This window comes from Phytobacter sp. V91 (assembly GCF_965644225.1).
Taxonomy (GTDB): domain Bacteria; phylum Pseudomonadota; class Gammaproteobacteria; order Enterobacterales; family Enterobacteriaceae; genus CBFFRJ01.
The window spans coordinates 16,549-36,710 of sequence record NZ_CBFFRJ010000043.1 but is presented as its reverse complement, the minus strand read 5'-3'; the positions used below and the strand labels follow the sequence as shown (position 1 = coordinate 36,710).

The window sequence follows — 20,162 nt, the reverse complement described above, 5'->3', positions numbered from 1 at the left end:
CAAACACGGTAGCAGTGTACCCGCCTGGTGGCGGGTAACTGAAGTGACTTTAAACATACAAGGGTTGGGGTGAGGGGAACGTACCGCACCGCCCCCCATTTTCAGTAGCTTCGTATAACCAGGCGTTACATCTCCTGCTGACGATGCTCTACTGAGCCTAAGTGCAACCCAAGGGACCTGCGTTATGAGCTCACACCCACTGCGACACATCATTGAAGCCTGCGATAAGGCGATATCAGAGAAAGATTACGACACTCTGATGACGTACTACGCAGAGGATGCCGCGCTGGTGATCAAACCCGGCATGATAGCCAGGGGCAAGGACAATATCCGCAAAGCGTTTATAGCCATTGCTGACTACTTCCAGGGCAGTCTTGAGGTTGAACAGGGAGAGATACAGGTCGTCGAAGGGGCAGGGAACGCGCTGGTTGTCATGGAAACGCGGCTACGTTACCCGGATGGACAAGGTGGCACTGTCGAAACTACCCGCCGTGCGACGTACGTGTTTCGCGCTGAACCCGACGGCCGCTGGTTGTGCACGGTAGACAACTCATACGGCACATCGTTGCTGGACGACGAATAAAAGCAAAACAAAACCCCGGTCATTAACCGGGGTTGATGTTATGCCGCTTCGTCTTCTTCCGCCAGCCGGGTTGCCGCATCGGCGACAATGGCTTCGAGCTCGGTCAACATCTCATCATAACCAAAGGCGGAAACGGACGCTTCGGCTGTCGGTTGCAGTGTTACCACGCTCTCTGGCGCTTTGTTCTTTCGAACGATTTTTTTACTCACAGATTCGCTCCGTAAAACAGCTGTCACACGGGTAAATCTATCAGCAAAGCGCGAAGTGGCGTATCGGCGACCAGCGTTATGTTAGCCTCATCACGAATAAAAGCGCCGTCGCCACAGGTCAGGGCTTCTTTCGCTTCACATGGGCTGACGGCATGCACGGTTCCATGAATGGATTGCAGATAAGCCCGTGGTCCATGTAACTGAAAATTAAGCTCTTCACCTTTCGCCAGCTCAATATGGTGCAACCATACCTGCTGGCGCAGTTGCAGACTTTCCTGGCTGCCATCCGGGGAGGCGATTAACTGGCGGGCCCTGTCATGGATTGCGATTTTTTGCAGCGCAGAATTTTCCCGTTCCGGGCAGGCATCCAGCCATAACTGCATTCTGGTCAGCGGTTTATCTTTACTCAGATTATGTTCGCTGTAGCTAATGCCAGGCTGGGTGGCGATAAGTAATGCCTCGCCCGCTTTCGCCTGCACATGGTTGCCTTCGCTGTCGCGGTATTCTGCTTCACCTTCCAGGATAAGATTTAAAATGTCCACTTTAGGGTAGGTTCGCGGCTGGAATGATGCGCCAGGTGCGAGCACCTCCTGGTTCAAAACGCGTAAGGAGGCGTAGCCCAAAAGTTTCGGGTCAAAATAATGTCCAAAGGAAAAGGTGTAGCGGGCCTGGAGCCAGCCGAAGTCGGCTTGACCGCATTGTTTGGCTGTTCTGGTAATAATCATGATTCTTGACCTCTCTTTACACTAAAACAATGGTAAAGGTATGGACGCTTCATTGTTAGCCAGATATTCTGCCCGGTATGTTCAAATTTCCTGAATGAGAACAAAAAATGGCGAAAGACAGGGCACTTACGCTCGAAGCGTTACGCGTAATGGATGCAATTGACCGACGCGGTAGCTTCGCTGCGGCGGCAGATGAGCTGGGGCGCGTACCCTCAGCACTTAGTTACACCATGCAGAAACTGGAAGAAGAGCTGGATGTGGTGCTGTTTGACCGTTCCGGTCACCGCACAAAGTTCACCAATGTTGGTCGAATGCTGCTTGAGCGCGGACGTGTGCTGTTGGAAGCGGCAGATAAACTTACCACCGATGCCGAGGCGCTGGCGCGGGGCTGGGAGACGCATTTAACGCTGGTCACCGAAGCGCTGGTGCCCACGCATGAAATCTTTCCGTTGGTTGAAAAACTGGCTAATAAGGCGAATACCCAGCTTTCAATCATCACCGAGGTACTGGCTGGCGCATGGGAACGGCTGGAGCAGGGGCGCGCAGATATTGTGATTGCGCCGGATATGCACTTCCGCTCCTCTTCGGAGATCAACTCACGCAAGCTCTACAAAGTGCTGAATGTGTATGTGGCCGCTCCGGATCATCCTATTCACCAGGAGCCTGAGCCGTTGTCCGAGGTTACGCGTGTCAAATATCGCGGTGTGGCCGTGGCGGATACCGCCCGTGAGCGCCCGGTACTCACCGTACAGCTGCTGGACAAACAGCCTCGTCTGACCGTCAGTACCATCGAAGATAAACGTCAGGCGCTGCTGGCAGGGTTGGGCGTGGCGACCATGCCTTATCCACTGGTAGAGCAGGATATCGCAGAAGGGCGTCTGCGGGTGGTCAGCCCGGAATATACCAGCGAAGTGGATATCATCATGGCCTGGCGGCGTGACAGCATGGGTGAAGCAAAAGCCTGGTGCCTGCGCGAAATTCCCAGGCTGTTCTCCGGTAAATAATCCTGCGGGTTTTAAAGCATCGCTTTGGGCAGCGGCCCGAAGCGGTTTTCCGCAGGCGTTCCCGGCTGGCTCCAGAACGCCAGCAACATCAGCCATCCCAGTAGCGGAATAAACCACAGCAGCAGCCATCTGGCTGAGCGGTCGATGTCGTGCAAGCGGCGGGACTGGACGGCGAAAAAGGGCAGGAAAACCAGCAGGTCGTAAATCAGGCTTAAGACGCCAATGCCCGCGAAATGCTGCCAGTTCAGCATTTTGTCCACGGTCATCAACACCCCTGAGAAAATGATGTTGACCAGCATAAACAGCCAGAACTCGCGGCGGTGCGCGCGACCGTCAAATACGCGGTAATTGCTAAGTACTTTAAAATACCAGTCCATTTAACACCCTCGATTAACGTTCAATTCGTTGTTTTCGCGGTGATCATTGTAAGAATAGACGGCAAAAATACCCTGCGGGGAAAATTTTCAGGCGCCTGTCCGGCGCCCGGAAGAGGAGCTACGCAAAGCGCATATCGCGGCCGTGCGGCTCATTAAGATCCTGCCATGGCCCAATGGAGATAATGCCCGTCGGGTTGATGGTTTTATGGCTGCAATAGTAATGGGTACGGATATGGCTAAAATCTACCGTCTCAGCGATGCCCGGCAGTTGATAAATATCGCGCAGGAAACCGTACAGGTTAAGATAATCACTGATTCGGTGTTTATCGCACTTAAAGTGGGTGACATAAACCGGGTCGAAACGCACAAGCGTCGTCCACAGACGAATATCGGCTTCCGTTAGCTGGTTACCTGTCAGGTAGCGATGCTGCCCCAGAATTTGATCCAGGCGGGCAAGAGATTCAAACACTTTCTCTACCGCTTCATCATAGGCCTGCTGGCTGGTGGCAAAACCGGCTTTATAAACACCGTTATTGACGCTGTCGTAGATCCAGCTATTCAGTTCGTCGATCTGTGGGCGCAACGCAGGTGGATAATAATCACCGGCATGCGCGCCCTGCGCATCAAACGCGGTATTGAACATGCGGATGATTTCTGCCGATTCGTTGCTGACAATGGTGTGGTTTTTCTTGTCCCATAATACGGGCACTGTTACGCGTCCTGTGTAGTGCGGATCGGCGTGCAAATAGAGCTGATAGAGGAATTCGTGCTGATACAGTGAATCGCCGGTGGCTGCCGGGAAATCATCAGCAAAGGTCCAGCCATTTTCCAGCATCAGCGGGTTGACCACCGACACGGGCAGGAAAGACTCCAGCCCTTTCAGTGTGCGCATCATCAGCGTACGGTGCGCCCAGGGACAGGCGAGGGAAACATAAAGATGGTAGCGGTCTTTTTCCGCCGCGAAACCGCCTTCACCAGAAGGGCCGGCACTGCCATCGGCTGTCAGCCAGTTGCGAAAGGCAGAAACGGAACGCTGGAAGCGGCCTCCCGTCGATTTGGTGTCGTACCAGGTATCGTGCCATACGCCGTCAATAAGTTGTCCCATACCGCTGTCTCCTTTAAATGGCAAAAGCGAGGAGATGAGCTCCTCGCTTTGAATCTGTTCAGTTCAGTATAGAGTGCTTACCACTTTTTATTCAGTACACGGTCGATACTGAATGCGCCAGGACCGGTGATACCCAGAACCAGGAAGCCGCCTGCGATGCTCAGGTTTTTCATGAACATCAGGGAGTTCATGCCTTCAGCAAAGTTGCTGTGGAAGATAAAGGCCGTCAGCAGGGTGAAGCCGGCAGTGAACAGCGCAGTGGTACGGGTCAGGAAACCAAACAGGATCGCCAGACCGCCGCCGAACTCAAGCAGAATAACCAGTGGCAGCATAAAGCCCGGGACGCCCATCGCTTCCATATACTGCTGAGTGCCAGCATAGCCTGTGATTTTGCCCCAGCCCGCCGAAATAAACAGGATCGGCATCAGAATACGTGCGACCAGAAAACCAACATCTTCTAATTTTTTCATCTTTCTCTCCAGGGAACCACAGTGTCTACTGCAATTAAAAAAGTATGCATTCACGGGCGAGAGCCGCATGTCTGCTGTCGATGGAGAGGATAGTAAACGGGGCGAGACTGGATTGTTAGCAAGGAAAACTGTCGAACTTTATCAAAGATTCTGAGGGAGTTAAGTGAGGTTTGTGTTGTCGGTGTGTTGAGCACGTTGCGCAGGATGTTGTCGGGCGGCTGCTGCCAGGCCCGACAAAGTTAGCGTCGCTGCTGATCCAGGGTTGATTTCACCAGCCGCCAGAGGCTCCACACGCCCAGCCCGCGTCTGGCAATACGGATCAGGCGACTGGGGTGTCGCACGCCCCACACCGCCAGCGCGCTGCTGCCCACCAGTGCCCAGGATCGCAGGCTAAGAAAGGTATTCCAGCCGCGATCGTAAACATCGGTGGTTTCAATCCAGTCGCGGCGACAGGCGGTCAGATCGAGTCGCTGCTGCTGGATTTCACTGAGCAGACGGGCTTTGCGTTTCTCCCGCTCCGCTTTGCTGCTCATGGTTTGTCATCCTCAAGCAACGCCCGATCGTTCGCCAGTTCCTGGCGTGTATGGCGTAATAACGAGGAAGAACGGGCTTTGCGCAGCGTCCAGATGCCCGCTATCAATGCTGCCAGCAACAGTACAACCGTTGTCGCAATCATGGCATTGAGGCGGTATTGCGGGTCGATGGCCCAGATAATCAGCACCATCAGGCTCATCAGGCCAAAGGCGGCAAACAGCATGGTGAGTCCCAGCATCATCAGAAGCTGAAAGAGGTTAGCCTTCTCCTCTTCCAGCTCAACCACCGCCAGCCGAAGCCGTGTTTCCACCATCTCAACCATGATGGAAACAATGCGCTGACCGATGCCGAGAACGCTTTTACCCGGTCCTTGTGAAGATCGTGGATCCGTCATCATCAACGACGCGTCAGCAACACGCCTAACACGACACCAACGGCTGCACCGATCCCGACGCTGGTCCATGGGTTATCACGCACGTATTCGTCAGTTTTAGCCGCGGCTTCACGGGTCTGGCGGGCGATAAGATCGCTGGTTTCGCCCAACCGATGACGGCTTTCCTGTAGCGCCTTTTCTGCTTTTCCGCGCAACTTACTCAGCTCTTCTTTTGATTTATCCCCGGAGGTATTCAGCACTTCCTCAAGGGTATCCGCCAGGGATTTCAACTCAGCGCGCAGATGGTCTGTATTGGTCTCTTTAGACATAATTCTCTCCAGGTGAGTGAGTGTTAACTTCCAGTGAATCAATAGTCACGAGCTTCCAGCGCCTTGAGCTCAGACTCGGCTTCTTTCAGCTTGTGCTCACGTTTGCTTATCTTGTCCGCATCGCCTTTTTGCTGCGCTTCCACTAAATCCTGACGACGTTCAGCAATCTCTTCTTTCTGACTGGCGATTTTGCGCTGATGATCGGCGCGCAATTTACTGTCAGAGCAGTGAGCACGCACTTCACTAAGTGCTGTCTTCAGACCGTCAATACGGTTCTGGTTGTTGTGCTTTTCGGCGTAGCTGATTTCACGCAGGATCTCGTTTTCCTTCTCCTGGCAAAGAGAAGCGGCCTGAGAAACAGCGCTCAGAGATAACAGGGTTAACGCCAGGGCGATGCGGTTTTTCATTGTCGATACCTTCCATTGTTGGCCGGCGTTAAGAGATAGCGCCAGCATCCAGTTGCATTGCGTGGACTCTGGTTCCAGTTACCTAAGCATAGTAAGTAAAAGGTGAAAGCACCAAAGTAAGTGAAAAGATTCAGAATCCTGGAGATTAACCGAATCTGTGGGTACTGTCGCGAAGACGCACCAGCCAGGCGGAAGCCTGACCCTCGTCATCCTGTAGCGCAATAATGTAACCCTGAGGCAGCGTACGGTCGAGCACGGCTTTTGCCGCAGCGCTCTGGCTGCTGGAATCAAACTTGATCAGTAGCGTGTCGTTGAGAGGGGTAATACTTTTGAAATGGATGCCGTTTGCATCCAGATGATGCCAGATTGAAAAACCATCCGGCACACTGACGTTTTGCGCGATCGGGCGAATGGCCAGCGTTGATTCCCGGTTTTGCAGCGTAACCCAGCCAAAAAATAACACACTGAACAGCGCCAGCGCCGAAATGCTGAGTAACAGCCAGCGCATAAAGGGACGTTGCATTTCCATCTTAACCCCGGTTACCGTATTTTTTCTTCCACAGCACCACCAGCGAGCCAACCAGACCGAAGACCAGTAGTACCACCGGCAGTAGCATCAGGCAGGACATTAACTGATCTTCGTATTTGCGAAATACCGGGGTAATACCCAGCAAATAGCCCAGCGTCGTTAGTATCAGTACCCACAGCAGTCCGCTCATCCAGTTGAAAAACTGGAAGCGCGCGTTGTTAAGACCAGAAAGTCCGGCAATAGTTGGCAGCAGGGTGCGAACAAATGCAATAAAACGTCCCATCAACAGCGCATAGAGGCCATGTTTATGGAAAAGATGGTGAGCGCGCTGGTGATAGTGCGCAGGCAGGTGTGAAAGCCAGTTTTGCACAATACGCGTATTCCCGAGCCATCGTCCCTGAATGTAGCTCAGCCAGCAGCCCAGGCTTGCCGCCGTTGTAAGCAGCAGAACGGTTTGCGGAAAGCCCATTGCGCCTTTAGAAATCAGCACGCCAACCAGCACCAGCAGACTGTCTCCAGGCAGGAATGCCGCCGGAAGCAGACCATTTTCAAGAAATAAAATAACGAACAAAACAAAGTAGAGCATGCCGATCATTGACGGATTCGCCAGGGTTTCAAAATCCTGGCTCCAGAGGGCATGAAGAAGTTGGCTTAAAAGTTCCATTCAATGTTCCTGGTACATCGGTTTACGTCACGTCGGTAACGAGTGAAACAGCACGGCGAAATTATTAATCTGAACATTATGGTCGCTCGTGTCACATCTGACAGTCTGGCTTTTGGTTACCAACGGAGTGAGCAAGCACTAACTCACGCAGAGACAAATTGCGTCCAATTGTAACAAATGCCACGGTTATTCGTCAGGGAAATTACGTTTTGTCAGCAAATGATTTTGCTTGTCGAAAGGGGGGGAGGCGAGGGTATTTACACAGGCTGACACTCTATACTTTTTACTTACCCTGAGTGTGACCAGGCGCATCGCATCGGTGCGCCTGTTGGCAGAGTGACTATTTTACGCCATTAGCCGCAGCGTCGAGGTGAACCACCGGGTTTTCAGCAAACAAATAGCGGTCGGCATTGAATTCGAAATCATCACTGGTTTCGTTGAAAAGCATCTGCTTGGTGTTTTCAAGGTGCTGCCACATCGCCACTTTAGCGGCATGTGGATCTTTACGAATCAGTGCCTTAAGGATCTGGTCATGGTCATCACACCAGTTGTCAACGGTGCGCAAATCGATGTGATCGTGCAGTTTTTTCCAGTACGGGTTGTGAACGCGCTGAGTCCACATCTTTTCAACAATCGCCGCCAGGGCGCTGTTTTGCGTGGCCAGCGCAACCTGAACATGAAATTGCAGATCCCATTCCGAATCGCGGAAGCACTTCTCTTTGCGCGCATTGTCCTGGATCTCCATCAGTTTCATGATGTCCTGCTTGGTGACCTGGGTTGCGGCAAATTCCGCGATATTACTTTCAATCAACTGGCGCGCCTGCAGCAGCTCAAACGGACCGTAATTGGCAAACTCCAGATCCTCATCCGGGGCTTGTGAATAACGGGCCTGGCTGGAAATCACGTGGATACCTGATCCTTTACGGACTTCAACATAGCCTTCAACTTCAAGCATGATGATAGCTTCACGAACCACGGTGCGGCTGACGCTTTTCTCTTCGGCAATAAAGCGTTCGGCTGGAAGTTTGTCACCCACGAGGTAAACACCTTGCTCAATACGGCTTTTTAGCTCGGCAGCAAGCTGTTGGTACAAACGTCGTGATTCGGTGATTTCCATATGCGCTCCAGGTAAGATAAGGCAATAGTAGATTTGTTATACCACTTTTACGCCTTTCTCACCACAACGGAGGAAGAAAAAGCCGCCCGATGATGGCGGGCGGCGGGGGGAACAGCTTTGTTAACGAGAGCTTAGTTAACTTTGTTCTGCGGTCTTGCTGTAGGCGGCTTTCTCCGCTTCCATTTCGGCCGCCGATTTACTTTTCAGCAGCGTCCAGATAAGGATAGCGCCCAGGATGTCAAATACAGCCAGTACAGCGAACAGCGGGCTAAAGCCGATGGTGTCAGCCAGCGCACCGACCACCAGTGCAAACATGGTACTTGCTGTCCAGGCCGCCATACCGGTCAGACCGTTGGCGGTGGCCACTTCGTTACGACCAAAGACGTCAGAAGAGAGCGTAATCAGCGCACCTGACAGAGACTGGTGAGCGAAGCCGCCAATACACAGCAGGCCGATTGCAACGTAGGGGCTTGTGAACAGACCAATCATCCCCGGGCCAATCATCAGTACCGCGCCCATGGTGACAACCATTTTACGCGACACAATCAGGTTCACACCAAACCAGCGCTGGAACAGCGGCGGCAGGTAACCACCGATGATGCAACCCAGGTCAGCAAACAGCATTGGCATCCAGGCGAACATGGCGATTTCTTTCAGATTAAAGCCGTAAACTTTAAACATGAACAGCGGGATCCAGGCGTTAAAAGTACCCCAGGCTGGTTCTGCCAGGAAACGCGGCAGAGCGATGCCCCAGAACTGACGGGTACCCAGGATCTGCAATACGGTCATTTTTTTGCCATTGAAGGTCTGGTGTTGTGCTTCCTGACCGCCAATGATGTATTCGCGTTCTTCTTCAGACAGTTTTTTCTGATCGCGCGGGTGTTTGTAGAAAATCAGCCATGCCATCGCCCAGGCGAAGCTCAGTACGCCGGAGATAATGAAGGCGAGCTGCCAGCTGTGCATGACGATTGCCCATACCACCAGCGGCGGCGCAATCATCGCGCCAATAGAAGAGCCCACGTTAAAGTAGCCTACCGCGATAGAACGCTCTTTTGCCGGGAACCACTCGGAGGCGGCTTTCAGGCCTGCCGGGATCATTGCTGCTTCAGCAGCACCTACGGCACCACGCGCCAGCGCCAGACCACCCCAGCTTCCTGCCAGAGCCGTTGCGCCGCAGAAGGTTGCCCAGGTGACGGCGAAGACCGCATAGCCAACTTTGGTTCCGAGGATATCCAGAACATAGCCGGCAACAGGCTGCATGATGGTATAAGCCGCAGAATAGGCCGCGATGATATATGAATATTGCTGAGTGGAAATATTTAACTCTTGCATCAGCGTTGGCGCTGCCGCAGCAATGGTGTTACGCGTCAGATAGCCTAATACGGTGCCCAGCGTCACCAGCGCTATCATGTACCAACGTAATCCTTTTATTTTACGCATGTAAACCTCATCGTTATGGTAATTCCGCTTTCGCGGTCACCTGCCGGTTGCAGTCGGCAGGTGAAAACGGGAGGGCGTCATCGGAAAAGCTCCGGAACGACCCAAACCTTGCTATTCAACGTGATTAATTTGGTATCCATACCTTGGTATCCATACCCATGAGGCCGATTTCTTAGTTATCGGCTATGCATTCCGTCGGCTTATGTGTTCGACGGCAGAAAGATAATTTGTCATACAACTTTAAAAGGTGAGTGATATCACAAAAGCGTTTTTCTTTGTGTGGTCTTTCACCGCAGGCCTGAAAACCAGCTACTACGCGGTCTGACGAGGGTTTTTGCCCACGCCTCTGTAAATATTTGTCATCGTTTATTGATCTAACTCACGAAAAAGACTTCGGACTGTAGAAATTGGTGTGATAACTTTGTCAGCATTAAGGTAAGCATCAGACGCACTCGTTGAGAGGAAGACGATAATGACCCCGTTTATGACCGAAGATTTCCTGTTAGATACTGAATTCGCGCGCCGCCTGTACCACGACTACGCGAAAGATCAGCCGATTTTTGACTTTCACTGCCACCTGCCTCCGCAGCAGATTGCAGATAACTACCGCTTTAAAAACCTGTATGACATCTGGTTGAAGGGCGACCACTACAAGTGGCGTGCTATGCGCACTAACGGTGTGCCAGAGCGCTTGTGTACCGGCGATGCCAGCGACCGCGAGAAGTTTGACGCCTTCGCCGCCACCGTGCCGCACACCATCGGCAACCCGTTATACCACTGGACCCATCTGGAGCTTCGTCGCCCATTTGGTATTACAGGTAAGCTGCTTTCACCGTCCACCGCAGATGAAATCTGGGAGCTGGGCAATGAATTGCTGGCGCAGGACAAATTTACCGCCCGCGGCATCATGCAGCAGATGAACGTGAAGATGGTCGGCACGACTGACGATCCGATCGACTCTCTGGAGCACCACGCGGCCGTCGGCAAAGACACTACGTTCTCCATCAAAGTGCTGCCGAGCTGGCGCCCGGACAAGGCGTTCAACATTGAGCTGGCGACCTTTAACGACTACATGAGCAAGCTGGGTGAAGTCTCTGATACTGACATCCGTCGCTTTGCCGATCTGCAAACTGCGCTGGCTAAGCGTCTGGATCACTTTGCCGCACACGGTTGTAAGGTGTCGGACCACGCACTGGACGTTGTGCTGTTTGCCGAAGCCAGTGAAGCCGAACTCGACGGCATTCTGGCGCGTCGTCTGTCCGGTGAACACTTAAGCGAACGTGAAGTGGCGCAGTTCAAAACGGCTGTCCTGGTCTGGCTGGGTGCGGAATATGCGCGCCGCGGTTGGGTTCAGCAGTACCACATTGGCGCGCTGCGCAATAACAACCTGCGTCAGTTCAAACTGCTGGGGCCGGATGTGGGCTTCGACTCCATCAACGATCGTCCGCTGGCGGAAGAGCTGTCTAAACTGCTGAGCAAACAGAACGAAGAAAACCTGCTGCCGAAAACCATCCTGTACTGCCTGAACCCGCGTGATAACGAAGTGCTGGGCACCATGGTCGGTAACTTCCAGGGCGAAGGGATGCCAGGCAAGATGCAGTTCGGTTCCGGCTGGTGGTTCAACGACCAGAAAGACGGCATGGAACGTCAGATGACTCAGCTGGCACAGCTTGGTCTGTTAAGCCGTTTTGTCGGCATGCTGACCGACAGCCGTAGCTTCCTGTCTTACACCCGTCACGAATATTTCCGCCGTATTCTGTGCCAGATGATTGGCCGTTGGGTGCATGCAGGTGAAGCACCGGCTGATATTCAGCTGCTGGGCGAGATGGTGAGAAATATCTGCTTTAACAATGCGCGTGACTACTTCGCGATTGAACTGAACTAAGGCTGTTTGAGGTTGATATGCAATACATCAAGATCCACTCGCTGGATAATGTCGCGGTAGCGCTGGCGGATCTCGCCGAAGGTACTGAAGTCGTTGTTGAAGGCCATGAGGTTCGTCTTCGCCAGGCGGTGGTTCGCGGGCACAAATTTGCTCTGCAAGCCATCCCGATGGGTGAAAATGTCGTGAAATACGGCCTGCCTATTGGCCATGCGACAACGGATATTGCCGCAGGCGAGCACATCCATTCCCACAATGCGCGTACCAATCTGAGCGATTTGGATGAGTATAGCTATCAACCGGATCTGGTCGATGACAATGCACCGGCGGGAGATCGTGAAGTCCAGATCTACCGTCGGGCCAATGGGGATGTCGGGGTGCGCAATGAGTTGTGGATCCTGCCCACTGTCGGTTGCGTCAATGGGATCGCCCGCCAGATCCAGACCCGTTTTCTGAAAGAGACCCGTAACGCCGAAGATATCGACGGCGTTCATCTGTTCAGCCACACCTACGGCTGCTCGCAGCTTGGCGACGATCACGTCAATACCCGTACTATGCTGCAAAACATGGTGCGTCACCCGAATGCGGGCGCGGTACTGGTGATTGGTTTAGGCTGCGAAAACAACCAGGTGGATGCGTTTCGCGAAACCCTGGGCGAGTACGATCCGTCCCGCGTCCACTTTATGATCTGCCAATACCAGGACGACGAAGTGGAGGCGGGCATTGAACACATGTATGAACTGTATGAAGCGCTGCGTCACGACAAGCGCGAGCCAGGCAAGCTGGGTGAACTGAAATTTGGCCTGGAGTGCGGCGGCTCTGACGGCCTCTCCGGTATCACAGCGAACCCGATGCTGGGCCGCTTCTCTGACTACATCATTGGCAATGGCGGTACGACGGTCCTGACCGAAGTCCCGGAAATGTTCGGTGCCGAGCAGATCCTGATGAGCCACTGCCGCGATGAAGAGACGTTTGAAAAGACCGTCACCATGGTCAACGATTTCAAACAGTACTTTATTGCGCACAACCAGCCGATCTATGAAAACCCATCGCCGGGTAACAAAGCAGGCGGTATCACGACGCTTGAAGAGAAATCCCTGGGTTGCACGCAAAAAGCGGGGGCCAGCCAGGTGGTGGACGTGCTGCGCTACGGCGAACGCCTGAAAACCCATGGCCTCAATCTGTTGAGTGCGCCGGGTAATGATGCTGTGGCCACCAGTGCGCTGGCGGGAGCGGGTTGCCATATGGTGCTGTTCAGTACCGGCCGTGGCACGCCCTACGGCGGTTTTGTTCCAACGGTGAAAATTGCCACCAACAGCGAGCTGGCGGCGAAGAAAAAACACTGGATCGACTTTGATGCCGGGCAGTTGATTCACGGCAAAATGATGCCGCAGCTGCTCAGTGAATTTGTCGATGTGATTGTCGAGTTTGCTAACGGCAAAGAGACCTGTAACGAACGCAATGAGTTCCGCGAGCTGGCTATCTTTAAGAGCGGTGTAACTTTATAAAGCTAATAGTTTGACAATTTGTTAATATATAAAACGACGTTTCATAATATGAAGCGTCGTTTCGTTTTTGTTGTTAACAAGGATCTTCCATGAGCGCGTACTGGTTAGCCCAGGGTGTGGGTGTGCTGGCGTTTTTAATCGGCATTACCACCTTTATTAACCGCGACGAAAAGCGTTTCAAACTTCAGCTTTCTCTCTACAGCGCCACCATTGGCGTACATTTTTTCCTGATGGGAGCAATGCCGGCGGGAATGAGTGCGGAGCTCAATGCGGTGCGCACCATCATCTCTATGCATACCCGTAAGCTGTGGGTGATGGGCGTTTTTATTGCCCTGACGCTCTTCTTTGGCCTGATCAAACTTCAGCACCCGGTGGAACTGCTGCCGATTGTGGGTACGGTTGCCAGTACCTGGGCACTGTTTCGCTGTCAGGGGCTTAAGGTGCGCTGCATTATGTGGTGTTCAACTGCCTGTTGGGTTACGCACAACCTGTGGCTGGGTTCCATTGGCGGGACGCTGATTGAAGGCAGTTTTCTGGTCATGAACGGGCTGAATATTATCCGCTTCTGGCGCATGCAAAAACGCGGCATCGACCCGTTTAAAGTCGAAACCGCGCTACGAAAAGAGACGGACGCTACACGTTAACCGGGTTATTCCAGCAGCTTACGCTTGTCATTGCGATGATTTACCCAGGCGTTAATCACCAGCGTTAGCAGCAGGATCCCGCCAACAATGCTGAGCGAAATCGCAATCGGGATATGGTAGAAGTCGACAATCAGCATCTTAATACCGATAAACACCAGAATAATCGACAGCCCGTATTTCAGCATGGTGAAGCGTTCCGCTACCCCAGCTAACAGGAAGTACATGGCGCGCAGACCCAGGATCGCGAACAGGTTCGACGTCAGAACGATAAAGGGATCGGTGGTGACGGCGAAGATGGCCGGGATGCTGTCCACCGCAAAAATCACGTCGCTCAGCTCAACCAGAATCAGTACCAGCAGCAGCGGTGTGGCGAACAGCAGGCCGTTTTTACGCACGAAGAAGTGCTCGTTCTCGATTTTGTCGGTCATGCGCAGATGCCCACGCAACCAGCGAACCAGAGGCTTGTCGCCAATCCCGGTTTCATCCTCTTTCGCCAGCGCCATTTTCACGCCGGTAAAGAGCAGGAATGCGCCGAACACATACAGCAGCCATTCGAACTGGGTAATCAGCCAGCTTCCCGCGAAGATCATAATAGTACGCAGAACAATGGCTCCGAGTACCCCGTAGATCAGTACGCGACGCTGTAAGGCTGGGGGGACGGCAAAGTAGCTAAACAGCATCAGCCAGACAAAGACGTTATCAACTGCCAGCGCTTTTTCGATCAGATAGCCGGTGAGGAATGCCAGCGCCTGGGTGTCAGCCACTGCACGACCCTCGGTCTGTGACAGATACCACCAGAAAGCAGCATTAAAAAGAAGAGAGAGGCTAACCCAGACCAAGGACCAGACGGCCGCCTGCTTCATGGTCATCGTATGGACGCCGCGACGCCCCTGAAGCAGAAGGTCGATAGCCAGCATGATAACGACGACAACGGCGAAGCTGCCCCAAAGTAGTGGTGTACCAACAGTGTTCATTGCGAGATTCCTTAACACCTGAAACGAAAACGGCCAACGTCGAAAGACGCCAGCCGCTTGCTTGAGATGCAACAGGTCCTCGCCTTTCGGCAAGGTCTCACTTACGTCAATTCAGAATTGACGCCCGGCGACCGGATGCTAGCTATTAGCATCGTAATGACGACCCACCGGCAACGAAGTTACTCCCCTTTGCTCGTAACAAAATATGACAGAAGAGAGCGTTCGTCAATCTCCTGTAACATCTGTTTTACATACCTTTACGCGTCGGCCGCCAGGTCAGTTGAATCCGCCGGGAAGACCACGCCGGTCTGACGGCGAATTTCCGTGGCAAGTTTCGCCGTAATCCGGCTGACCTCAAGCGCAGGGTGATCGACGGCGTTCTCTTCAACCAGCTGCGCGAAGCGTTCTGCTTCATACAGCATGGTGTTGATATGCTGCGGTTGCGTCAAATCCTGTGCGTTCCCCCCACGTGGGATGAAGGAGAGTTTCTGGCACTCCGACAGTTTTTCCACCACCAGCGACCCGGCTTCCCCCTGAATTTCGCTCGCCAGCACCGAATCACTCACTTTGGAGTGTTGCAGCGTCACGCTGAAGTCGCCGTAATCGAGTATCGCCACTCCGTGGGCATCCACACCGCTTGCCAGCAGGCTGGCGCTCGCCTGGACGCTTTTCGGCTCGCCCCACAGCTCCACCGCCGACGACAGGACATAAAAACCGATATCCATAATCGAGCCGTTGGAATACGCCGGATTGAAGGTGTTCGGGTTTTCGCCATCCAGATAACGCTGGTAGCGGGAGGAGTACTGGCAGTAGTTGAAAAAGGCCTTATGGATCTTGCCCGCTTTAGCCAGTGACTGCTTGAGCAGCACAAAGTTAGGCAGGCTGACGGTTTTAAAAGCCTCAAACAGAACCACCTGATTCTCTCTGGCGCAGGCGATAGCCGCCTGGGCTTCACGCAAATTGGAAGCCAACGGCTTTTGACAAATCACATGCTTTTTATGGCTGAGGAAGAGTTGGGTCTGAGGGAAGTGCAGTGAGTTCGGGCTGGCGATATAAACGGCATCGATTTTGTCGCTCTGGGCCATCGCATCAAGGGAGGTAAACAGATGTTCGACAGGGTATTCCCTGGCGAACTCCTGCGCCTGTTCCAGGCTGCGTGAGTAGATGGCGGTGAGCTTATATTTGCCCGTTTCATGGGCGGCATCGACGAACTGGCGGGTTATCCAGTTCGTGCCAATGACAGCAAAACGTATCATTAAGCGAATTCCTTTAACTGAGCACTGTCCGGCAATGTAACACAGCGAACGATGATGAAAAAAGATCGATGCCGTTAATGTGCAGGCCTCCTCGCAGGTCAGGCATTTCTGGTAAAAAGATGCAGGGCAGCAATGCGATCGAGGGCGTGTAAAAGGGCGCTATCACCGGCTGTCAGGCTGATGCGAATATAGCCTTCGCCGCCCTGACCAAAACCACTACCCGGTGCGACCAGTACATGCACTTCATGCAGCAGCAGTTCGGCAAACTGCTGCGAGCTGAATCCCGGCGGCGCGGCGAGCCAGAGGAAAAAGGTTCCCTGCGCGCTGCGCACCGGCCAGTGCAGTTGCGCCAGCTTTTGCAGTACGCGCGCCCGGCGCTGGTGGTAGACCGAAACCAGTTGGTGCAAACGATCATCTGGTAGCGAAAGGGCGGTGATGGCGGCATCCTGAATTGCGCCAAACACGGTGCTATAACTATGGGTATGCAGCTTTTTAAAGGCTTTGATAATCGATGCATTGCCGACCGCAAAACCAAAACGCCAGCCTGCCATATTAAAGGTCTTGGAAAAGGTGTAGGTCTCCACTCCCCACTCTTTGGCATCCGGCTGAGAAAACAGGCTCAGCGGTACGTCTTGCGCGTCACTGCCAATCGCCGCATAGGCAAAATCGTGCAGCACCGGTACCTGATGACGCCTGGCAAACCGGAGCGCCGCAGCAAAGAGTTCAGGGGTGGCCAGCGCTCCGGTCGGATTATGTGGGTAGTTGAGGATAATCAGTCCCGCGTTATCGGCAACGTTTTGTGGTACGTCGCTGAAATCCGGCAGAAACTGGTTCTCTTCATTGATCGGCAGGCCGAAAAAATACGCCTGTGACTGACGCGCCGCTGAGCGGTAAATGGGATAGCAGGGATCGGTGGAGATAATATACTGGTCAGGGTTGACCACCGCGCGCGGGATCCCGCCGACTCCGATATGCGAACCCTGAAAGACTGCCACTTCCGTCTCGGGATCCAGCGCCACGCCATAATGACGAAAGTAAAAATCAGCGATCGCCTGGCGTACCTGCGGTTTACCCCAAAAGGAAGGATAACCGTGATTCGCGCTGTTATTGATTGCCGCCTGAAGCGCCGCGACCACCTCCGGCGGCGTGGGTTGATCCGGACTGCCGCTGGAAAGATCGATAAGTGGGAGAGAGTCGGTATTGACAACTGAAGCCTGCTTTTCCAGCACGCTGAATAAATTTTCTTCCAGTTCGTTGACCAGTTGCGAGGCGTTAAAATCAGGCATAATGATTCCGGCTAAATAAAGTGATGAGTGACTATTGCACAACGACTCCCCGGTTTACATTCTTTGCCTGCATTAACTTAAGAACAAAAAAGACTGTCTATTTTTAATTTTAATATATGTGCCCTCCGGTTATCTATATAACAAAAAAGCAAAATAAAATAAGCCAATCTGACTTACAACTCACAGAGTGCTGTGATTTAATCGATTGCAATTGCAAACCACCTGGGACAATGATGTTATGAACAAGCCAGTTTTATTTGGTTTAGTCTTTGCCTTACTTTCATCTTCTTCATTTATGGCTGTGGCGCAGGACAAAACAATTCGCGTGGGATTCAATCCCGGGCCATATAAAGAACAGTTTGAAAAAGGTGTTGCCCCTTATCTTATTAAAAAAGGCTACACCGTAGAATATAAAGATTTCAGTGATGGCATTCAGGTTAATGACGCAGTCGCGCGTGGCAATATTGAAGCCAATATTATGCAGCACCCGGTGTATCTGAAATCTGTCAATGAGCGACTGGGCATTGATAACATCGGTATTGTTCAGGTGCCAACCCCGCCGATGGGCCTGTACAGCGGCAAAATCAAAGATCTTAAAACACCGGCAGCAGGTACGGTGATTTCTGTACCAAACCAGCCGCCTAATGAATACCGCGCGCTGCTGGTGCTGCAAAGCCTGGGCTGGGTGAAACTGAAGCCAGACAGCGATCCGGCGACCTTCTCTCAGCGCAACATCCTCGAAAATCCGTACAAAATTGTCCTCAAAGAGATGGATAACGCCCAGCAGGTGCGTGCCTTGCCGGACGTCGATTACGGCCTGATTCAGGGTAACTTTGCGGTCTCCAGCGGGCTTAAACTGAATTCAGCACTGAAGCTCGAAACCCCGGTCAGTCAGTTTATTAACATCGTAACTATTGCCGGTAAAAATAAAGATGCGCCTTTTGCTAAGGATATTATTGATGGATATCGCTCTGCGGATTTCAAAAATTATATTCTGACCCATGAACAATATAACGGCTATCTGTTACCTGATTATTTGAAATGAGTAATGCAATGATTGAATTTCGCCAGGTCAGTAAAACATTCTCCCGTAATGGCAATCCTGTTCTGGCGCTCAATGATATTAACCTCAGTATTGGCAAAGGCGATATTTTCGGGATTATTGGTTACAGCGGTGCCGGGAAAAGTACTCTGCTACGCTTAATCAATCGTCTTGAATCGCCGGGCCAGGGAGAGGTCATCGTTAACGGTGAGTCACTACAGGGCATTAACGGTAAACGGCTGCATGCCATTAAAAAAGAAATTGGCATGATCTTTCAGAACTTTAATTTGCTGAATTCGAAAACCGTTTTCCACAATGTGGCCATTCCCTTGATTTTACAGGGCCGCGACAAAGCCTTCATTCGGGCGCGGGTCACTGAGTTGCTGGAATTTGTGAATCTCAGCGATAAGGTGAATAGCTACCCCAACGAACTCTCCGGTGGGCAAAAACAGCGGGTGGGCATTGCCCGGGCGCTGGCGACTAACCCGTCGGTGCTGTTATGCGATGAAGCCACCTCGGCGCTGGATCCCCACACTACGGTACAGATCCTGCAACTGTTGCAGGAGATCAACCACCGCTATGGGATAACCATTGTGCTGATCACCCATGAGATGTCCGTTATTCAGCGGATCTGCAACAAGGTGGCGGTGATGCAAAACGGCAGCATCGTTGAGCAGGGCGATGTATTCCGGCTTTTTGCCGAACCCCGGCATCCGGTCACCGCCAATTTTGTGCAATCCGTTATTCACGACACGCTTCCGGCAAGGGTGGAAGAGGTGCTGAAACGCGACGGCGACGCCCGGGCCTTACGCCTTGAGTTTGTGGGGATCACCGCCCAGCAGCCGATCATTAACCGCATCATTAAGACGTTCGACATCGAGGTGAATATCCTGTTTGCCTCAATGTCCGAAGTGCAGGGGCGGATCCTCGGTTTCATGATAGTTCAGGTCATTGGCGACCCGGTTCACACTGAGCGCGCGATCGACGACCTCCGGGATGCAGGAGTGAAAATCACCCATGTTTGAATTTATCGATACCGCTGTCACCGGCGATCAGTTCCTGCTGGCGCTGCACGATACCCTGATAATGATCGGCGTAGCCCTTGCGTTTGGCTCCCTGCTCGGCATCCCGCTCGGCATTGTGCTGGTAGTCTGCCGCCCCGGCGGTATCCTGCCCAGCCGTTTTGTCCATCAGGTGCTTAACCCGGTGATCAACGTTGTCCGCTCGCTGCCCTTTATCATTCTGTTGATCACCATCCTGCCGTTTACCCGGCTGTTGGTCGGCACCACCATCGGCACCGCCGGCGCGATAGTGCCGCTGATTGTCTTTATCGCCCCCTATATTTCCCGGCTGGTGGAAAGCTCGCTGCTGGAAGTGGACGACGGCATTCTGGAAGCCGCCGATGCCATGGGGGCTTCCACGTTACAGACCATCTGGCACTTTATGCTGCCGGAGGCCGCTTCATCCCTCATTCTGGCCCTGACCACCGCTACTATTGGCCTGTTGGGCGCCACCGCCATGGCCGGAACCGTGGGCGGCGGCGGCATTGGCGACTTAGCTATTACCTATGGCTACCAGCGTTTCGACACCTTTGCCACGCTGAGTACCGCGCTGGTGCTGATTGTCATCGTCCAGTTAATTCAGACCCTCGGAACCCGCTTTGCCCGCCGCCTTCGCCGCGAGTAAACCTGTTATTTCGTATTC

At 53.0% G+C, this 20,162-nt stretch carries 24 protein-coding genes; 8 read left to right on the top strand and 16 right to left on the bottom strand.

Annotated elements, in window-relative coordinates; translation table 11 throughout:
• Nucleotides 1-184: 184 nt before the first annotated feature.
• The gene (locus tag ACSZO4_RS11130; RefSeq protein WP_437888983.1) at nucleotides 185-583 is read left to right on the top strand and encodes a YybH family protein; all 399 of its coding nucleotides are present in this window, start codon (nucleotides 185-187) and stop codon (nucleotides 581-583) included.
• A gap of 38 nt (nucleotides 584-621) precedes the next feature.
• Here ACSZO4_RS11130 and ACSZO4_RS11125 read toward each other — a convergent pair whose 3' ends face one another.
• Nucleotides 622-792 (bottom strand): hypothetical protein, encoded by a 171-nt coding sequence (locus tag ACSZO4_RS11125; protein WP_437888982.1) that lies wholly within the window; start codon nucleotides 790-792, stop codon nucleotides 622-624.
• A gap of 23 nt (nucleotides 793-815) precedes the next feature.
• Nucleotides 816-1,517 (bottom strand): pirin family protein, encoded by a 702-nt coding sequence (locus ACSZO4_RS11120; RefSeq protein WP_437888981.1) that lies wholly within the window; start codon nucleotides 1,515-1,517, stop codon nucleotides 816-818.
• 107 nt (nucleotides 1,518-1,624) lie between these two features.
• On the opposite strand from ACSZO4_RS11120, the gene ACSZO4_RS11115 reads away from it, so the two are divergent.
• Nucleotides 1,625-2,521 carry a LysR family transcriptional regulator gene (locus ACSZO4_RS11115; protein ID WP_437888980.1) on the top strand — a complete coding sequence of 299 codons (897 nt, stop codon included), beginning with the start codon at nucleotides 1,625-1,627 and terminating at the stop codon, nucleotides 2,519-2,521.
• 11 nt (nucleotides 2,522-2,532) lie between these two features.
• Here the strand turns inward: ACSZO4_RS11115 and ACSZO4_RS11110 are convergent, their stop codons facing one another.
• The 11 genes from ACSZO4_RS11110 to ACSZO4_RS11060 all read right to left on the bottom strand — a co-directional run bounded on the left by ACSZO4_RS11110 (nucleotide 2,533) and on the right by ACSZO4_RS11060 (nucleotide 9,866).
• Nucleotides 2,533-2,898: a DUF805 domain-containing protein gene (locus ACSZO4_RS11110; protein WP_437888979.1), complete on the bottom strand. Its 366-nt coding sequence runs from the start codon at nucleotides 2,896-2,898 to the stop codon at nucleotides 2,533-2,535.
• Nucleotides 2,899-3,016: 118 nt separating this feature from the next.
• Nucleotides 3,017-4,003 (bottom strand): glutathione S-transferase family protein, encoded by a 987-nt coding sequence (locus tag ACSZO4_RS11105; protein ID WP_437888978.1) that lies wholly within the window; start codon nucleotides 4,001-4,003, stop codon nucleotides 3,017-3,019.
• 77 nt (nucleotides 4,004-4,080) lie between these two features.
• Nucleotides 4,081-4,473 (bottom strand): DoxX family protein, encoded by a 393-nt coding sequence (locus tag ACSZO4_RS11100; protein WP_437888977.1) that lies wholly within the window; start codon nucleotides 4,471-4,473, stop codon nucleotides 4,081-4,083.
• 239 nt (nucleotides 4,474-4,712) lie between these two features.
• Nucleotides 4,713-5,006: a YqjK-like family protein gene (locus tag ACSZO4_RS11095; protein WP_437888976.1), complete on the bottom strand. Its 294-nt coding sequence runs from the start codon at nucleotides 5,004-5,006 to the stop codon at nucleotides 4,713-4,715.
• Entirely contained in the window at nucleotides 5,003-5,401 is a 399-nt protein-coding gene (locus ACSZO4_RS11090; protein ID WP_437888985.1) for a phage holin family protein, read from the bottom strand. The genes ACSZO4_RS11095 and ACSZO4_RS11090 overlap by 4 nt, the downstream gene beginning before the upstream one ends.
• Before the next feature lie 2 nt (nucleotides 5,402-5,403).
• The gene (locus tag ACSZO4_RS11085; protein ID WP_437888975.1) at nucleotides 5,404-5,709 is read right to left on the bottom strand and encodes a DUF883 family protein; all 306 of its coding nucleotides are present in this window, start codon (nucleotides 5,707-5,709) and stop codon (nucleotides 5,404-5,406) included.
• A 38-nt stretch (nucleotides 5,710-5,747) separates the two neighbouring features.
• Nucleotides 5,748-6,116, bottom strand: coding sequence for a DUF1090 domain-containing protein (locus ACSZO4_RS11080; RefSeq protein ID WP_437888974.1), 369 nt, complete (start codon nucleotides 6,114-6,116; stop codon nucleotides 5,748-5,750).
• Nucleotides 6,117-6,261: 145 nt separating this feature from the next.
• Nucleotides 6,262-6,645 (bottom strand): EnvZ/OmpR regulon moderator MzrA, encoded by a 384-nt coding sequence (mzrA, locus tag ACSZO4_RS11075; protein ID WP_437888973.1) that lies wholly within the window; start codon nucleotides 6,643-6,645, stop codon nucleotides 6,262-6,264.
• A 1-nt stretch (nucleotide 6,646) separates the two neighbouring features.
• Nucleotides 6,647-7,309, bottom strand: a complete 663-nt coding sequence (gene yqjA, locus ACSZO4_RS11070) for a DedA family general envelope maintenance protein YqjA (protein ID WP_437888972.1) — start codon at nucleotides 7,307-7,309, stop codon at nucleotides 6,647-6,649.
• A 340-nt stretch (nucleotides 7,310-7,649) separates the two neighbouring features.
• On the bottom strand, nucleotides 7,650-8,426 hold the full coding sequence (gene exuR, locus ACSZO4_RS11065) for a transcriptional regulator ExuR (RefSeq protein ID WP_437888971.1): 777 nt from the start codon (nucleotides 8,424-8,426) through the stop codon (nucleotides 7,650-7,652).
• A 135-nt stretch (nucleotides 8,427-8,561) separates the two neighbouring features.
• Nucleotides 8,562-9,866, bottom strand: a complete 1,305-nt coding sequence (locus ACSZO4_RS11060) for an MFS transporter (RefSeq protein ID WP_437888970.1) — start codon at nucleotides 9,864-9,866, stop codon at nucleotides 8,562-8,564.
• A gap of 472 nt (nucleotides 9,867-10,338) precedes the next feature.
• Between ACSZO4_RS11060 and uxaC the strand changes: the two genes are divergently transcribed.
• The 3 genes from uxaC (at nucleotide 10,339) to ACSZO4_RS11045 (ending at nucleotide 13,900) form a co-directional block, all read left to right on the top strand.
• Complete coding sequence (uxaC, locus tag ACSZO4_RS11055; RefSeq protein WP_437888969.1) at nucleotides 10,339-11,751, top strand: glucuronate isomerase; 1,413 nt, start codon at nucleotides 10,339-10,341, stop codon at nucleotides 11,749-11,751.
• Nucleotides 11,752-11,768: 17 nt separating this feature from the next.
• Nucleotides 11,769-13,256, top strand: coding sequence for a UxaA family hydrolase (locus tag ACSZO4_RS11050; RefSeq protein ID WP_437888968.1), 1,488 nt, complete (start codon nucleotides 11,769-11,771; stop codon nucleotides 13,254-13,256).
• Between the two features lie 89 nt (nucleotides 13,257-13,345).
• The gene (locus ACSZO4_RS11045) at nucleotides 13,346-13,900 is read left to right on the top strand and encodes a YgjV family protein (RefSeq protein WP_437888967.1); all 555 of its coding nucleotides are present in this window, start codon (nucleotides 13,346-13,348) and stop codon (nucleotides 13,898-13,900) included.
• Between the two features lie 5 nt (nucleotides 13,901-13,905).
• On the opposite strand, the gene ACSZO4_RS11040 is transcribed toward ACSZO4_RS11045, so the two are convergent.
• From ACSZO4_RS11040 to ACSZO4_RS11030, 3 genes are all read right to left on the bottom strand, one after another.
• Nucleotides 13,906-14,874, bottom strand: coding sequence for a TerC family protein (locus tag ACSZO4_RS11040; protein ID WP_437888966.1), 969 nt, complete (start codon nucleotides 14,872-14,874; stop codon nucleotides 13,906-13,908).
• 257 nt (nucleotides 14,875-15,131) lie between these two features.
• Entirely contained in the window at nucleotides 15,132-16,130 is a 999-nt protein-coding gene (locus tag ACSZO4_RS11035) for a Gfo/Idh/MocA family protein (protein ID WP_437888965.1), read from the bottom strand.
• Nucleotides 16,131-16,228: 98 nt separating this feature from the next.
• A complete protein-coding gene (locus ACSZO4_RS11030) occupies nucleotides 16,229-17,416 on the bottom strand; it encodes an aminotransferase class I/II-fold pyridoxal phosphate-dependent enzyme (RefSeq protein WP_437888964.1) in 1,188 nt (395 codons plus the stop codon).
• A gap of 238 nt (nucleotides 17,417-17,654) precedes the next feature.
• Between ACSZO4_RS11030 and ACSZO4_RS11025 the strand changes: the two genes are divergently transcribed.
• From ACSZO4_RS11025 to ACSZO4_RS11015, 3 genes are read left to right on the top strand one after another with little or no spacing between them, the layout of a single operon-like run.
• Nucleotides 17,655-18,461 carry a MetQ/NlpA family ABC transporter substrate-binding protein gene (locus ACSZO4_RS11025; RefSeq protein ID WP_437888963.1) on the top strand — a complete coding sequence of 269 codons (807 nt, stop codon included), beginning with the start codon at nucleotides 17,655-17,657 and terminating at the stop codon, nucleotides 18,459-18,461.
• Between the two features lie 8 nt (nucleotides 18,462-18,469).
• Nucleotides 18,470-19,483: a methionine ABC transporter ATP-binding protein gene (locus ACSZO4_RS11020; RefSeq protein WP_437888962.1), complete on the top strand. Its 1,014-nt coding sequence runs from the start codon at nucleotides 18,470-18,472 to the stop codon at nucleotides 19,481-19,483.
• Nucleotides 19,476-20,144: a methionine ABC transporter permease gene (locus ACSZO4_RS11015; protein WP_437888961.1), complete on the top strand. Its 669-nt coding sequence runs from the start codon at nucleotides 19,476-19,478 to the stop codon at nucleotides 20,142-20,144. Before ACSZO4_RS11020 ends, ACSZO4_RS11015 begins: the two co-directional genes overlap by 8 nt.
• Nucleotides 20,145-20,162 lie beyond the last annotated feature (18 nt).